Below are 15,543 nucleotides of genomic sequence, written 5' to 3'. Positions count from 1 at the left end.
TTCGCTCGCACCCGTGTCCAGCCGATACCATGGTGGGCGGGTCAAGGGAATAGTTCGCCCCTTGCCGAGCATTCACGACTTATCCGCGCCGCGGGGGATCGACGCCCCCAACCAGGTGTGCCGCAACACAGTTCCAGGAAAGGTCCCGAGCCGCATGAGTATTTCCGGAGGGCACGTGCGTACCGGCGGTGACGACCCCGACAAGGTTGCGATGCTGGGTCTCACATTCGACGACGTGCTGCTGCTGCCTGCCGCGTCGGACGTGATCCCGGGTCAGGTCGACACCTCCAGCCAGCTCACCCGCGACATCCGCCTGCGGGTGCCGTTGGTCAGTTCCGCGATGGACACCGTCACCGAGGCCCGCATGGCCATCGCGATGGCGCGTGCGGGCGGCATGGGCGTCCTGCACAGGAACCTCTCGGCGGACGCGCAGGCCGGCCAGGTCGAGACGGTCAAGCGCTCCGAGGCGGGCATGGTCACCGATCCGGTCACCTGCAGCCCGTCCGACACGCTCGCCGAGGTCGACGCCAAGTGCGCCCGGTTCCGCATCTCCGGGCTGCCCGTGACCGACGAGCAGGGACAGCTGGTCGGCATCATCACCAACCGCGACATGCGCTTCGAGGTCGACCAGAACCGCTCGGTCGCCGAGGTCATGACCAAGGCCCCGCTCATCACCGCGCGTGAGGGCGTCACCGCCGAGGCCGCGCTCGGCCTGCTGCGCAGGCACAAGATCGAGAAGCTGCCGATCGTCGACGGTCAGGGCAAGCTGACCGGCCTGATCACGGTCAAGGACTTCGTCAAGACCGAGCAGCACCCCGACGCCACCAAGGACAGGGACGGCCGCCTGCTCGTCGGCGCCGCTGTCGGTGTCGGCGACGACGCCTGGGTCCGCGCGATGTCGCTGACCGATGCGGGTGCCGACGTCCTCATCGTCGACAGCGCGCACGGTCACTCCAACGGCGTGCTCGGCATGATCGCCAAGCTCAAGAGCGAGATCGGCGACCGGGTTCAGCTCATCGGCGGCAACGTGGCGACCCGCGCGGGCGCCCTCGCGCTGATCGAGGCCGGCGCGGACGCCGTCAAGGTGGGCGTCGGCCCCGGTTCCATCTGCACCACCCGCGTCATCGCCGGTGTCGGTGCCCCGCAGATCACCGCGATCCTCGAGGCCACCGCCGCGGCCAAGGCGCTCGGGGTTCCGGTGATCGCCGACGGCGGCCTGCAGTTCTCCGGCGACATCGCCAAGGCACTGGCCGCGGGCGCATCGACCGCCATGCTCGGTTCGCTCCTCGCCGGCACGGCCGAGTCCCCCGGCGAGCTGATCCTGGTCGGCGGCAAGCAGTTCAAGAGCTACCGCGGCATGGGTTCACTCGGCGCGATGCAGAGCCGCGGTCAGGGCAAGTCCTACTCCAAGGACCGCTACTTCCAGGACGACGTCCTCGCCGAGGACAAGCTCGTCCCCGAGGGCATCGAGGGTCGGGTGCCGTTCCGCGGCCCGCTGAACCAGGTGATCCACCAGCTCACCGGTGGCCTGCGCGCCGCCATGGGCTACACCGGCTCCGGCACGATCGAGGAGCTGCAGAACGCGCAGTTCGTGCAGATCACCGCCGCGGGTCTCAAGGAGAGCCACCCGCACGACATCACCATGACGGTCGAAGCCCCGAACTACGCTGCCCGCTAGCACTCACACAATCGAAGAAAGGGGCGCGCGTGCGCGACCTCGTTGAGATCGGCATGGGCAGAACCGCCCGTCGCACCTACGAGCTGGACGACATCGACATCGTCCCCTCCCGCCGGACCCGGTCCTCCAAGGAGGTGTCGACGGCCTGGCAGCTCGATGCGTACCGCTTCGACATCCCGGTGCTCGCGCACCCGACCGATGCGCTCGTCTCGCCCTCGTTCGCGATCGAGCTCGGCAAGCGCGGCGGGCTCGGCGTCATCAACGGCGAGGGCCTGTGGGGTCGGCACGCCGACGTCGACGCGAAGCTCGCCGAGCTGGTGCACCTCGCCGAGACGGACGACGATCCGGACGCGCCGATCGCTCGGCTCCAGGAGCTGCACGCGGCGCCGATCCAGCCGCACCTGCTGGCGGCGGCCGTCGCGCAGGTGCGCGACTCCGGTGTCACCACCGCGGTCCGGGTCAGCCCGCAGAACGCGCGCGCGCTGACCCCGGAGCTGGTGAAGGCCGGGATCGACCTGCTGGTGATCCACGGCACGATCATCTCCGCCGAGCACGTCGCGCACGGCGAGAGCGAGCCGCTGAACCTCAAGACGTTCATCTCTGAGCTCGACGTCCCGGTGATCGCGGGCGGCGTGAGCGATCACCGCACGGCGCTGCACCTGATGCGCACCGGCGCCGCGGGTGTCATCGTCGGCTACGGCTCCACCGAGGGCGCCACGACCACCGGCGAGGTGCTGGGCATCGGGGTGCACATGGCCACCGCGATCGCGGACGCCGCGGCCGCGCGCCGGGACTACCTCGACGAGACCGGTGGGCGCTACGTGCACGTCATCGCGGACGGCGACATCAGCACCTCGGGTCACCTGGCCAAGGCCATCGCCTGCGGCGCGGACGCCGCGGTCCTCGGCGCGCCCCTCGCGGTCGCGGCGGAGGCCCCCGGCGGCGGCTGGTACTGGCCGTCGGCCGCCGCGCACCCGTCGGTGCCGCGTGGCGCGCTGCTGCCGGTCGCCGCGGGCGAGCGCCCGTCCCTCGACCGCGTCCTCACCGGACCGTCGGACGATCCGTACGGCTCGCTGAACCTGGTCGGTGGACTCCGTCGCTCGATGGCGAAGTCCGGCTACTCGGACCTCAAGGAGTTCCAGAAGGTCGGCCTGACGGTTCGCGCCTGACGTCGCTCGGCGGCATCCTGCCTGTTCCTGCTACCTGTCGTTACACTTAGGCAACCCTTGTGGCATCGGTCACAGGGTTCCGGTGCATACTGACGAGTAACTAATCCAGGTTCATGGTGGAGGTGTCCAGATGGGCAAGCGTGCAACGGACTTCGATGTCCTGATCGTCGGATCCGGCTTCGGGGGCAGCGTGACGGCGCTGCGGTTGGTGGAGAAGGGGTACCGGGTCGGCATTCTCGAGGCCGGCCGCCGGTACGCCGACGCGGACTTCGCGAAGACCAGCTGGGACCTCAAGCGGTTCCTGTGGGCGCCCGCGCTCGGCTGCTACGGCATCCAGCGCGTGCACCTGCTCCGCGACGTGCTGATCCTCGCGGGAGCGGGCGTCGGCGGCGGATCGTTGAACTACGCCAACACCCTCTACAAGCCGCCGGCCTCGTTCTTCGAGGATCCGCAGTGGCGTGACATCACCGACTGGCACGACGAGCTCAGCCCGTACTACGACCAGGCCCGCAAGATGCTCGGTGTTGTGCAGAACCCGCACATGACCCCCGCGGACGAGGTGATCAAGTCGGTGGCCGAGGACATGGGCGTCGGCGAGACCTTCATCCAGACCCCGGTCGGGGTGTTCTTCGGTGAGCCCGGCAAGACCGTCGCCGACCCCTTCTTCGGCGGTGCCGGCCCGGACCGCACCGGATGTATCGAGTGCGGCGAGTGCATGACCGGCTGCCGGCACGGCGCGAAGAACACCCTGGTGAAGAACTACCTCGGCCTCGCCGAGAAGGCCGGGGCCACGATCATCCCGATGACCACCGTCACCGGGCTGCACGAGGCGTCCGACGGCAGCTGGGACGTGGTGACCCGGCGCACCGGCGCCAAGATCCGCAAGAACCACAAGACCTACACCGCGCAGAACGTCGTGCTCGCCGCGGGCACCTGGGGCACCCAGCACCTGATGCACGAGATGAAGGACTCCGGCTCGCTGCCGCGCCTGTCCGACCGGCTCGGCGAGCTCACCCGCACCAACTCGGAGGCCATCCTCGGCGCCGCGAAGCTGAAGGTGGACCCGAGCCTGGACCTGACCAGGGGCGTCGCGATCACCTCCTCCTTCCATCCGGCCGCGGACACCCACATCGAGCCGGTCCGTTACGGCAAGGGCTCGAACTCGATGGGCCTGCTGCAGACGCTGATGACCGACGGCGGCGGCAGCACACCGCGCTGGATCAAGCTGCTCAAGGCGATCGCCGCGAACCCGGGCCAGATGGCCAGGATGCTGTCGGTGAAGAACTGGAGCGAGCGCACCATCATCGCCCTGGTCATGCAGAACCTGGACAACTCGATCACCACCTACACCAAGCGCGGTCTGCTCGGCCGCCGCAAGGTCAGCAGCAAGCAGGGGCACGGCGAACCGAACCCCACCTGGATTCCGGCGGGCAACGAGGCCACCCGACGGATCGCGGAGAAGATCGACGGGGTCGCGGGCGGCACGTGGGGAGAGGTGTTCAACATCCCGCTCACCGCGCACTTCCTCGGCGGTTGCACGATCGGATCGGACCGCGAGCACGGTGTCATCGACCCGTACCACCGCGTGTACGGCTACCCGACCCTGAGCGTGGTCGACGGGTCGTCGGTGTCGGCGAACCTCGGCGTCAATCCGTCGCTGACGATCAGCGCACAGGCGGAGCGTGCGGCGTCGCTGTGGCCGAACAAGGGTGAGCAGGACCTGCGTCCGGCGCAGGGCGAGGGCTACCGCCGGATCAACCCGATCGCGCCCAACAGTCCGGTGGTGCCCGCGAGCGCCCCCGCGGCTCTGGTCCTGCCGATCGTGGAGATCCGCACCGGTGCGGACGCGGCGCAGGAGAAGACCGGAACCGGCGCGGCCTGACCACGGTTCGACTCCGGGAAGCCCCCGACCACAGCGGTCGGGGGCTTCCTGCATCCCGGGGCAGGTGGAGCAGGCGATGGGGTGCGCGGGGCGGGGGAGCTGGGCCGATTAGACTGGCCACGTGGCAGATACCCAGCACTCCGGCCCCGCTCAGCAGCAACCCGTACTCGTCGTCGATTTCGGGGCGCAGTACGCGCAGCTGATCGCTCGCCGGGTGCGGGAGGCGAACGTCTACTCGGAGGTGGTCCCGCACACGGCGACCATCGAGGAGATCGTCGAGCGCAAGCCGCTCGCGGTGATCCTCTCCGGCGGACCGTCGAGCGTGTACGAGGACGGCGCCCCGCAGCTGGACGCCCGGCTCTTCGACCACGACATCCCGGTGTTCGGCATCTGCTACGGATTCCAGGCGATGGCCGGTGCCCTCGGTGGCACCGTCACCCACACCGGAACCCGCGAGTACGGACGCACCCAGCTCAGCGTGGACGGCGGCGTGCTGCACGAGGGCCTGCCCACCACCCAGCCGGTGTGGATGAGCCACGGCGACGCGGTCACCGATGCGCCCAAGGGCTTCGAGGTGACCGCGACCAGCGCGGGCGCCCCGGTCGCCGCGTTCGAGGACCGCGCCCGGCGCCTCGCGGGCGTCCAGTACCACCCCGAGGTGCTGCATTCCCCGCACGGCCAGCAGGTGCTCAGCCGCTTCCTGCACGAGATCGCGGGCATCCCGGGCACCTGGACCGCCGCGAACATCGCCGAGTCGCTGATCGAGCAGGTCCGCGAGCAGGTCGGCGACGGACAGGCGATCTGCGGGCTGTCCGGCGGCGTCGACTCCGCCGTGGCGGCGGCGCTCGTCCAGCGCGCGATCGGGGACAAGCTCACCTGTGTGTTCGTCGACCACGGCCTGTTGCGGGCGGGCGAGCGCGAGCAGGTCCAGCAGGATTTCGTGGCCGCGACCGGCGCGAAGCTGATCACCGTCGACGCGGTCGACACCTTCCTCGGCGAGCTCGAGGGCGTCTCCGATCCGGAGACCAAGCGCAAGATCATCGGCCGCGAGTTCATCCGCAGCTTCGAGGGCGCGGTGTCCGAGGTGCTCGGCGAGAGCGCCGCGCACGGTGAGACCGTCGACTTCCTGGTCCAGGGCACCCTGTATCCCGACGTTGTCGAGTCCGGTGGCGGCACCGGCACCGCGAACATCAAGAGTCACCACAACGTCGGTGGCCTGCCCGAGGACCTGCAGTTCAAGCTGGTCGAGCCGCTGCGGCTGCTGTTCAAGGACGAGGTCCGTGCGGTGGGCCGCGCGCTCGGCCTGCCGGAGGAGATCGTCGCTCGGCAGCCGTTCCCCGGCCCCGGCCTCGCGATCCGCATCGTCGGCGCGGTCGACCAGGACCGCTTGGAGACGCTGCGGCAGGCGGATTCGATTGCGCGCGAAGAGCTGACGGCCGCGGGCCTGGACGGTCAGATCTGGCAGTGCCCGGTGGTGCTGCTCGCCGATGTGCGCAGTGTCGGTGTTCAGGGCGACGGCCGCACCTACGGCCACCCGATCGTGCTGCGCCCGGTCTCCAGCGAGGACGCCATGACCGCGGACTGGACGCGGCTGCCATACGAAGTGCTCGAGCGGATCTCCACCCGCATCACCAACGAGGTGGCCGAGGTGAACCGGGTGGTGCTGGACGTGACCAGCAAGCCGCCGGGCACCATCGAGTGGGAGTAGGCGGCTCCGCCGCCCTGTGCGCGTGTTGCACCCCGATCGGGGTGCAACACGCGCACAGTCATTTCCGGCCGTCGAGGTACAGGTAGCCGCCGACCAGCGCGACCATGCCCAGTAGACCCGCGCCCACCGGGAGGGCGCAGCCGACCGCGGTGATGACGGTCGCGGCGGCCAGCACGATCGCCATGGTCCTGGATTCGCCGGCATCCGTGCTGAGCAGCGACTCACCCATCGACCTGGTCTCGTTCGGCTCTCGCATGAGCAGCCAGGCGGCGAGGTAGACGGGGACGCCTGCGCCCGCGAACAGCAGCGAGAGCAGCAGCGCCAGCCGGACGCTCGACGTGCTCACGTTCAGTCGGCGCGCGATGCCGGCGCTGACGCCCGCGATCATTCCCTCATCGGGTAGGCGCTGCGGAAGGTCCTGGAGGAAGGAGCTTTTCGGCGTTGCGGTCTCGTTCGTGGTCATGTGATCAATCCTTTCGGCCCGCCCCGGTCCGCACCATCGGGAAGGACCCCGATCTTTCGCGCGCGGACTCGGGGTGTCCGGCTCAGGGTGTGGCGAGTGCGGCCGGGTCGACGCCGGGGTCCTCGCGACCGGACAGCGCGGTCGCGACCCACAACGAACGCTGCGCGTCCGCGATCTCGCCGTTGCGCAGGTAGTCGAGGTGGTTCTCCACCTCGCGGGCGATCGACCATCGCCGCGACAGCTCCCTGTCGAGGCCGGCGGAGTCGGCGAGGTCGTCACAGCGTGCCCGCAGGCCCGCGCCCCGCCGGCCGTCCAAGTCCGCCAAGCGATTCCACAGCATCGGCGCGACTGCGAACTCGCCGACCGCGGACAGGGGTTTGGGGTCGATGGCCCGCCAGTCGTCGCGGCAGGCGAGGACGTTCTCGAAATGCAGGTCCGTGTGGACCAGCACCGGACTGCCCGCCTGCTCCCGGCACACGGCGACGGCGTCCTCGATGAGCCACTGCGGGCAGGGCCTGCCGAGCCGCCGCCACAGCTCCGGTAGTTCCGTCTCCCAGCGCGCGGCCAGGTCCGCCAGCGTGTCGAAGTCGTCCCCCGACGAGACGCTCGACAGTCCGCGCATCAGCTCACCCCAGATCGGGATCGATTGCGGCACCGGCACGCTCAGCAGTGACCGGGTCGGATCCAGGCGTTCGAGCAGGATCGCCTGTTCGTCGGGGTCCGCGCGCAGCATGCGGACCGCGCCCCTGCCGTCCCAGCGCGCGAGCGCCGCCGACTCCATCGCGGACTCTGGGCTCGGGTACGACACCTTCAGTGCGGCTGGCGTGTGGTCGGGCAGCAGGACCGGGATCACGACGGCGACGTTGCCGTGCCAGAGCCGGGATCCGTCCCTGGTGAGCCCCCACTCGTCCAGCAGTCTCGTGATCAGTCCGGGTAGTCGCCGCAACCACTCCTCGGCGTCCGGGGCGTACGACCGCACCCGGGCGCCGTAGGAGTCGGGGATCGTCAGCACTATTTCCGGCGGCCGGGGGCGAAGACCAGGATCACTCCGACCACCACCGCGGCGAGCACGACGATCCACCGGAACTGGGCGTCGCCAAGGGATTCGAAGCTCCCCGGTCCGATCAGGGCCCCCACGCTGACCAGCAGCGCGACCAGGCCCGAGAGCAGGAGCAGCGCCGAGGGGCGGCGCCCCGCCTTGCCTGTGCTTTCGGTGTTCTCAGCCACGATCCACCCGCATCTCTCCGAACGTTCCGTCCATGTTGAGTGTCAGCACGGGGCCGCCGACTCCGTTGGCCCCGCCGTCGATTCCTTCGGGAAGGCAGTTCGTCTCCCCGAACGCGATCGAGCAGTTGTTCTTGACGTCCATGTTCTGGGGAACCAGAACCGTCATGCTGCCCGCGTTCATCTCCACGTCCACCGTCTTGTCCCCGGTGAGTTCGACGCCGGTGAGGTCGAGGGTGAAATCCCCGAACTGGCCCGAGTATTCGGGTTGGAGGTCGGCGGCTGTTGGCGTCCACTTGATGTCACCCATGTTCTTGCCGTCCCAGTCGACCGGTCCGATCAGCGAGGCCAGCAGCACGAATCCGATCAGCGGCCCGGTCACCACGAGCAGTCCGTAGCCCCTCCGCAGGAAGGCCCCGATGAGCATGCCGACGCCGATCACCGCGAGGGCGACGGCCCCGATCCGTGCGGGGGAGAGCCACTCCGAGCCGGTGGCCGAGCTCACCGCCCAGGTGGCCGCGGCCGCGATGATGGCGAGGCCGAGCACCGTGGTGGTCAGCCGGGACTTCGGTGGCTTCGGGAGTGTGGGCGGTGCGGGAGGGGTTGGCTCGGGCAGGTCCCACGCGAAGGGGGCGACGCCGAGCGGGTCCCAGGCCGGGGGTTGGGGGACGTCGCTCGTGACGCCGCCCGTAGCCGTGCCGGTAGCAGTAGCAGCGCCGGTACCCGGACCGGTCGTGGTAGCCGTGTCCGAGGGAGCCGGAGCCGGAGACGCGGCGGGCTCGGCCGCCGCCGCCGCTGCCTGCTCCGGTGTGGGGGCGGTGGGCGGCGTCGAGGGCTCGTAGGTCTGCGGCAGCGTCGTGTACGGACCGACCGAGTATGGCGCGGACGCCGGGAAGGTGGTCGCCGGGAACGTGGTCGGCGGGAACATCGCGCCTGCGTAGCCGGTCGGGGGATAGATGTCCGCGGGCAGCGCGGGCGGCACCGGTGTGCGCTGGTAGAGCAGCCACAGGCCGCCGAGCATCAGCGCGAGGCTGATCAGGCCGGAGCCGCCCAGCCCGACGCCGACGGGACCGAGCGTGCTGAGCGCGATGATCAGTGCGACCGCGAGCACCACCGTCTTGGTGCCGGACTCCGAGCTGTGCCCCCGGCCGACGAGCGACTCCGCCGCGGACGTCTGGTCGCCCGCCTGGGGGAGCAGCAGCCAGCCGGCGAGGTAGAGGACGATGCCGACCCCGCCGAAGATGGTCGACACCGCGAAGGCGACCCGGACCAGCACGGGATCCACGCGGTAGCGATGGCCGATACCAGCGGCGACGCCCGCGATCGGCCCCTGCCTGGGCAACCGCACCGGGCGGGTGCGCCACAACTCGTGCAGCTGTTCCTGGAAGCTCGGATTGCTCATGATGACAATCGTCGTCGGCGCATGCCGCCGTGCCTATCGGGAGAAACCCTGATCTTTCACCGCGGACGGCGTCGGGGTGTCCGCGGCCGGTTCAGGGTCGGACCCTGATGCGCGCCCGGTGGTCGGCGTGCCACCATCGATGTTGTGCAGCCGGTCCCGCGTGCCCTCCCCACTGGTGAGGTGCCCTACCCCCGTCTCGAGCGCCGTGTCGGCGGTCGGGTGGTCGGCGGTGTCGCGGGCGGGATCGCCGATCATCTCGGCATCGACGTCCTCAAGGTGCGGGTGGCGTTCGTGTTCCTCGCCGCGCTGGCGGGAGCGGGCGTCGTCGCGTACGGGCTGTTGTGGATCTTCACCCCGCCCGGCTCGGACACCGAGCGGCCGAGTCCCGTCGAGCGCCGACGCGCCTTCGGGCTCGCGGTGATCGGTCTTGCGCTCTCGGCGGGACTGACGTGGCTGCTGAGCGGCAGCGCGGCCTCGATGATCGTCCCGGTGATCGTGGTTGCCGTCGGTGCGGCGCTGGTGTGGCGCGAATTCGATTCGGGCGGGCCGCGTTCGGCGCTCGGGCTGCCTCAGCGGCCGACGGTGCTGACCTGGGCGCGGGTGCTCGGCGGCGCCACCCTCATCGTGATCGGGCTCGGCGTTGTGGTGATCGCGCGGGTCGACCTGGACTCGCTGAGGTCGTCGCTGCTGGCCGTGGTGGTGACGCTGATCGGGGCCGGGCTGCTGACCGTGCCGCTGTGGCTGCGGATGTGGCGGGACCTGGCCGACGAGCGCGCCGCCCGGATCAGGAACGAGGAGCGCGAGGAGATCGCCTCGCACCTGCACGATTCGGTGCTGCAGACACTGGCACTGATCCAGAAGCAGGCCGACCGGCCCCAGGAGGTCATGCGGCTCGCGCGCGGCCAGGAACGCGAGCTGCGCAAGTGGCTGTTCGACGGCGGGGAGGCCGCGCACGCCAGCCTGGCGGAGGCGCTGCGGACCATCGCGGGTGAGGTCGAGGACCAGCACGGCATCACGGTGCGCCCGGTCACCGTCGGGGATGTCCGGCTCGACGTGGACCCGGCCGAGTCGGGACTGTCGAAGGAGAGCATCACGGCGTTGCTCGGCGCCACCCGTGAGGCCCTGGTCAACGCCGCCAAGCATTCCGGCGAGACGAATGTCGACCTGTTCGCCGAGGCGGAGGCCGACGAGGTCAATGTGTTCGTGCGCGACCGCGGTACCGGTTTCGACGTGGAGGCGGTGCCGGAGGACCGGCAGGGTCTGGCCAAGTCGATCAGGGCCAGGATCGAGCGCCGTGGCGGCGAGGTGGAGGTGCGGTCAACGGTGGGGCGCGGCACCGAGGTGCGGATTCAGATGCCCCGCAACGGCAATGGGCACGACGGGCCTGCGAGCGACGAAGGCGCCGGGCCGACTGCGGAGGAGGCCGCTGTTCTAGAGTGGTCGCGACAGCTGACGCCGCATCCCGAGATCAAGCCCGAGTCCGATCCCAAGTCCCATCCCGAGGAGCAGCCCAGGTGAGCACCCCCACCGCCGCGTATCGCGTATTCCTGGTCGACGACCATGCCGTGTTCAGGTCCGGGGTGCGGGCCGAGCTCGGATCGGAACCGGACATCGAGGTCGTCGGTGAGGCGGGCGGGGTGGCCGAGGCGATCGCAGGCATCAACGCCACGACCCCCGATGTGGTGCTCCTGGACGTGCACATGCCGGACGGCGGCGGGGTGGCCGTGCTCGGTGGCATCGCGGCCGGGCCGGTGTGCCTGGCGCTGAGCGTGTCCGATGCGGCGGAGGACGTCATCGCGGTGATCCGGGCGGGCGCGCGTGGCTACGTCACCAAGACCATCTCCGGATCCGAGCTCGCCGACGGGGTGCGCCGGGTGGCCGGTGGCGACGCGGTGTTCGGACCCCGGCTGGCGGGCTTCGTGCTCGACTCCTTCACGGGGAGGTCCGCCGCCCCCGAGCCGCCGCTCGATCCCGAACTGGACTCGCTGACCCCGCGTGAGCTGGAGGTGCTGCGGCTGCTCGCCCGTGGGTACACCTACCGCGAGATCGCCGAGGACCTGGTGATCTCGGTGAAGACGGTCGAGACCCACGCCTCGAACGTGCTGCGAAAGACCCAGCAGTCCAACCGGAATGCGCTCACCCGGTGGGCGCACCGGCGTCAGATCGACTGAATCGGGGCGTTGCCGGCGACCGACCGGTCACATGCTGAACAGGACGACGGTCAGGACGACGACGGCGATGGCGGCGATCGCGATGAGCGTCAGCACGAGCGCCATCGGCGGGGCGGGGACGGATCGGCGCGAGGGTGCAGGGGCCGACGGGTTCACGGCCAGGCTCGGCGGCCCTGGCACCCGGGGGCCGGGACGGGGGACATTGCCGAGCGGGACGTTCTGGTCCACCGCGGGCAGGCCGGCGATGGTGCTGGTGGGCAGCCGGTTCGAGCGGCGCACCTGCCCGCCCGCGGCGCCGCGCCTGGCCCAGAACGGAACCGTGCCGTCGGCCTCCAACAGCGGTGCATCGAGGACGTAGGCGAGGTTGCCACCGGTGCCCGCCGCGAGCGAGGCGAGCAGGTCGCGGGCCTCGCTCATGGTCGGCCTGCGGGTTGGGTCCGGTTCGAGCATGTGCAGCAGCGCGTCGGTGATCTCGGCGCTCTTGACCGGCCGCATGATCTCCGCCCTCGCCACCCGGTGCAACAGCGCGATGGAGTCCTCGTCGATGCCGAACGGCGGCTGCCCCTCGGTGGCCGTGTACAGCGTGGCACCGAGCGAGAACACGTCCGAGGCCTCGCTCGGATCGCCCCCGCGCGCGACCTCAGGGGCGAAATAGGCCGGGGTGCCGGTGATCACGCCGGTCTGGGCGGGGGCGGTGTCGCTCTTTGCCCTGGAGATCCCGAAGTCGCTGACCTTCACCGTGCCCGCCGCGCGACCTCGGTCGGCGATGAGGATGTTGCCGGGCTTGATGTCGCGGTGCACGATGCCAGCCGCGTGCGCGTCGACAAGGGCGTCGGCCACCTGTGCCCCGATCTGCGCGACCTGGAGCGGCGGCAGCGTCTCGGTGACGTTGAGGGCCTGGGCCAGGCTGCGTGATGGCAGGTACTCCATGACCAGCCACGGGTCGCCGTGCTCGAGCGCGACGTCGTACATGGCGATCGCGTGGTCGTGCGAGAGCTTCGCCGCGATCCGGCCCTCGCGCATGGCTCGCGACCGGATCTCCTGCGCGGCCTCCTCGGTCAGTCCGGCCGTCGAGGTGACCTGCTTGATGGCGACCTCGCGGTGCAGCAGCGTGTCCTGTGCCAGCCAGACCGCGCCCATGCCTCCGCTGCCCAGCTTGGAGCGCAGTCGGTAGCGGCCCGCCACCAGGTAATCCGGTCCGACGATCCGCTTCGACTGTTCTTGCTCTGTCACACCCGAGAGGTTAGTGGAGGGCCGGGCTGCAGGTCTCGAGCGGACGCTGAACTGGCGGTTTCCCGCCGTCTTGACGGATGTCGGGAGGAGGGTCTTTACTGAGAAGAGTTCGAATGCGTGTTCGATACCACGTCCTTCCCCGTGGTTGATCGACCGGCCGTGACGGCGGTGGAGCGAAGGTGGGAGACGGTGGTGTCGGTGGTTGGTGCGATGGCCGAGGTGGCCGATTCGGCACGATCGGAGCCTGTGGAGTCCGCAGGGTCGTCGGACCTGACCGGGTTGTCGAGGCAGGAGCGGCTCGAGCAGCTCCGGCGCCGGATGGCGGCCGTGCCCGCGCGGGGCGAATCGGTGGCGGCCCGGCCCGCGCCGCAGCCGTCCGAGGCCGAGGGGCTCCCGCGTCAGGCGGGGTCCGCGGGCATACTCCCCGTTCCGCCCGCGCTGGCGTCGCTGCTGCCGCGCGGGGGGCTGGCGCGGGGTTCGGTGGTGTCCGTGTCGGGGGCGGGATCGCTGTTGCTCGGCCTGCTCGCCTCGGTGACGGAGGCAGGAGGTCACGCGGCGGTGATCGGCCTGCCCCGGCTCGGTCTGCTGGCCGCCGCGGAGATGGGGGCCGAACTCGGCAGGCTCGCGCTGATCCCGGACCCGGGTCCGGACCCGGTGGAGGTCGCTGCCGTTCTGCTCGACGGGCTCGACCTGGTGGTGCTGGGTCTCGGCGGGCTCGCGGTGCCGCCCTCCCGGGCGCGCGCCGTTGTGGCGCGGGCGCGGAGCAAGGGCTCGACCCTGGTGGTGACGGACGGGCGCTGGGACGGCGCCGAGGTCCGGCTCGAGGCCAGGGTGTGCGGCTACGACGGGATGGGTCAGGGCGCCGAACTGGGGCGCGGGCGGCTGCGCGCGCTCCGGCTGGCGGTCAGTGCGAGGGGCAGGGCGTTCCAGCCCCGCACCACCCGGCTCGATCTGCGGCCGGTTCACGGCCGGGTGGAGTGGACGGCGGAAACGATGCGGAAGCCAGGGGTGTTCCCGGAAGCGGTGTCGCTGTGACCGCCGGTGATCCCGCGCGGGTGCTGGCGCTGTGGTGTCCCGACTGGCCCGCCATCGCGGCCGCGGCGGCGTCGGATCTGCCCCCGACGGAACCCGTCGCGGTGACGCTGGGTAATCGTGTCGTGGCCTGCTCGGCGACGGCGCGGTCGGAGGGGGTGCGCAGGGGATTGCGCAAGAGGGAGGCGCAGGGGCGCTGCCCTGGGCTGCACGTGTTCGCGGTCGACGTGGGCCGGGACGCCAGGCTGTTCGAGCCGATCGCCGCGGCGATCGACGCGGTGGCGCCCGGCGTGGAGGTGCTGCGGCCGGGGTTGCTGGTGCTCGCCGCGCGCGGGGTCAGCCGCTATTTCGGCTCCGAGCCCGCCGCCGCCGAGCGGCTGATCGACGAGGCCTCGGCGGCGGGGGTGGAGTGTCAGGTGGGGATCGCGGATGAGCTGTCCACCGCGGTGATCGCCGCCCGAAGGGCGGCCCTGGTCCCACCGGGGGCGGGTGCCGAGTTCCTCGCCCCGATCCCGGTAGCCGAGCTGGCAGCGGAGCCGAGCCTGGCGGCGAAGGGGCGCGCGGACCTGGTCGATCTGTTGCACCGGTTGGGGCTGCGGACCATCGGCGACTTCGCCGCGTTGACCCCGGTGGCGGTGGCGTCCCGGTTCGGTTCCGATGCGGTGCTGGCGCACCGCATCGCGCGCGGGGAGCCCGAGCGTCCGCCGTCGGCACGGCGGCTGCCACCGGACCTGGACGTCGAACAGCGCTGTGATCCACCGATCGAGCGGGTGGATGCGGCGGCGTTCGCGGGGCGGGCGTTGGCCGAGCGGCTGCACGCAAAGCTGTCCGCCGCGGCGGTCGCGTGCACCAGGCTGCTGGTGCACGCGAGCACCGGTAACGGGGAACATCTTTCGCGGACCTGGCGGTGCGCGGAACCGCTCACCCCCGAGGGCACGGCGGACCGGGTGCGCTGGCAGCTGGACGGCTGGCTCACCGGGCGCAGCGAGTCGCGGCCGACGGCAGGCATCGAGGTGCTGCGCCTCGAGCCCGTGGAGGTGGTCGCGGCGGGTGCGCTGCAACTGGGGTTGTGGGGCGGGGTCGGTGCCGAGGACGAGCGGGCAAGGCGGGCGCTGGTGCGCGTGCAGGGTCTGCTCGGGGGTGACGCGGTCCAGGTGGGGGTGCTCAGCGGCGGCAGGGGGCCGTTCGAGCGGGTCACCCTCCTGCCGCTGGGGGATGAGCTGCGACCGGCCGCGGACCCCTCCGCGCCCTGGCCGGGGCGGCTGCCCGAACCGTCACCCTCGGCCGTGCTGTCGGGCCGGCCGCGGGTGGCGTTGGAGGGGGCGGGCGGCGCGGCCGTGCTGGTCACCGAGCGAGGTGCGTTCAGTGTGGCTCCGGTCCGGCTGCGCTGGGGCAGGCGGGAGTGGGAGCTGCTGGGCTGGGCGGGGCCGTGGCCGGTGGACGAGCGTTGGTGGGATCCCGCGGTGGCGCAGCGGGCGGCCAGGGCGCAGGTGCTGCTGGATGAGCCGAGGGCATTGCTGCTGATCTGCGCCGAGGGGGTCTGGACCGTGGAGGGAGTGTACGAGTGAGGTCCGGGTGTCG

13 protein-coding genes are annotated in these 15,543 nt (G+C 71.1%); 8 read left to right on the top strand and 5 right to left on the bottom strand.

The window, feature by feature from the left end:
- Positions 1–154 precede the first annotated feature (154 nt).
- The 4 genes from guaB to guaA all read left to right on the top strand — a co-directional run bounded on the left by guaB (position 155) and on the right by guaA (position 6,437).
- Entirely contained in the window at positions 155–1,678 is a 1,524-nt protein-coding gene (guaB, locus tag RM1_RS03060; RefSeq protein WP_072749961.1) for an IMP dehydrogenase, read from the top strand.
- 29 nt (positions 1,679–1,707) lie between these two features.
- Positions 1,708–2,847: a GuaB3 family IMP dehydrogenase-related protein gene (locus RM1_RS03055; RefSeq protein WP_027501778.1), complete on the top strand. Its 1,140-nt coding sequence runs from the start codon at positions 1,708–1,710 to the stop codon at positions 2,845–2,847.
- A 130-nt stretch (positions 2,848–2,977) separates the two neighbouring features.
- Positions 2,978–4,729, top strand: a complete 1,752-nt coding sequence (locus RM1_RS03050) for an FAD-dependent oxidoreductase (RefSeq protein WP_072749960.1) — start codon at positions 2,978–2,980, stop codon at positions 4,727–4,729.
- Positions 4,730–4,850: 121 nt separating this feature from the next.
- Positions 4,851–6,437 (top strand): glutamine-hydrolyzing GMP synthase, encoded by a 1,587-nt coding sequence (gene guaA, locus RM1_RS03045; RefSeq protein ID WP_072749959.1) that lies wholly within the window; start codon positions 4,851–4,853, stop codon positions 6,435–6,437.
- A gap of 58 nt (positions 6,438–6,495) precedes the next feature.
- On the opposite strand, the gene RM1_RS03040 is transcribed toward guaA, so the two are convergent.
- The 4 genes from RM1_RS03040 to RM1_RS03025 form a co-directional block, all read right to left on the bottom strand.
- Positions 6,496–6,900, bottom strand: coding sequence for a PspC domain-containing protein (locus tag RM1_RS03040; protein ID WP_072749958.1), 405 nt, complete (start codon positions 6,898–6,900; stop codon positions 6,496–6,498).
- 82 nt (positions 6,901–6,982) lie between these two features.
- The gene (locus RM1_RS03035; RefSeq protein WP_072749957.1) at positions 6,983–7,912 is read right to left on the bottom strand and encodes an aminoglycoside phosphotransferase family protein; all 930 of its coding nucleotides are present in this window, start codon (positions 7,910–7,912) and stop codon (positions 6,983–6,985) included.
- Positions 7,912–8,127: a hypothetical protein gene (locus tag RM1_RS03030; protein ID WP_092667755.1), complete on the bottom strand. Its 216-nt coding sequence runs from the start codon at positions 8,125–8,127 to the stop codon at positions 7,912–7,914. Before RM1_RS03030 ends, RM1_RS03035 begins: the two co-directional genes overlap by 1 nt.
- The gene (locus RM1_RS03025; protein ID WP_072749955.1) at positions 8,120–9,526 is read right to left on the bottom strand and encodes a PspC domain-containing protein; all 1,407 of its coding nucleotides are present in this window, start codon (positions 9,524–9,526) and stop codon (positions 8,120–8,122) included. Before RM1_RS03025 ends, RM1_RS03030 begins: the two co-directional genes overlap by 8 nt.
- A 144-nt stretch (positions 9,527–9,670) precedes the next feature.
- Here RM1_RS03025 and RM1_RS03020 point away from each other — a divergent pair, with 144 nt between their 5' ends.
- Positions 9,671–11,044 (top strand): PspC domain-containing protein, encoded by a 1,374-nt coding sequence (locus tag RM1_RS03020; RefSeq protein ID WP_083576495.1) that lies wholly within the window; start codon positions 9,671–9,673, stop codon positions 11,042–11,044.
- Complete coding sequence (locus RM1_RS03015) at positions 11,041–11,697, top strand: response regulator (RefSeq protein WP_072749954.1); 657 nt, start codon at positions 11,041–11,043, stop codon at positions 11,695–11,697. Before RM1_RS03020 ends, RM1_RS03015 begins: the two co-directional genes overlap by 4 nt.
- Before the next feature lie 27 nt (positions 11,698–11,724).
- On the opposite strand, the gene RM1_RS03010 is transcribed toward RM1_RS03015, so the two are convergent.
- Entirely contained in the window at positions 11,725–12,930 is a 1,206-nt protein-coding gene (locus RM1_RS03010) for a serine/threonine-protein kinase (RefSeq protein ID WP_072749953.1), read from the bottom strand.
- A 210-nt stretch (positions 12,931–13,140) separates the two neighbouring features.
- Here RM1_RS03010 and imuA' point away from each other — a divergent pair, with 210 nt between their 5' ends.
- Together imuA' and RM1_RS03000 are read left to right on the top strand one after the other, a co-directional pair.
- Positions 13,141–13,965 (top strand): DnaE2-dependent mutagenesis accessory factor ImuA', encoded by an 825-nt coding sequence (imuA', locus tag RM1_RS03005; RefSeq protein WP_072750046.1) that lies wholly within the window; start codon positions 13,141–13,143, stop codon positions 13,963–13,965.
- Positions 13,962–15,530 (top strand): DNA polymerase Y family protein, encoded by a 1,569-nt coding sequence (locus RM1_RS03000; RefSeq protein WP_072749952.1) that lies wholly within the window; start codon positions 13,962–13,964, stop codon positions 15,528–15,530. The genes imuA' and RM1_RS03000 overlap by 4 nt, the downstream gene beginning before the upstream one ends.
- Positions 15,531–15,543: the final 13 nt, after the last annotated feature.

This window comes from Rhodococcus maanshanensis NBRC 100610, from assembly GCF_001894865.1.
In the GTDB taxonomy this organism is placed as follows: domain Bacteria; phylum Actinomycetota; class Actinomycetes; order Mycobacteriales; family Mycobacteriaceae; genus Rhodococcus_G; species Rhodococcus_G maanshanensis.
This window is presented reverse-complemented; position numbering and strand designations above follow the sequence as displayed.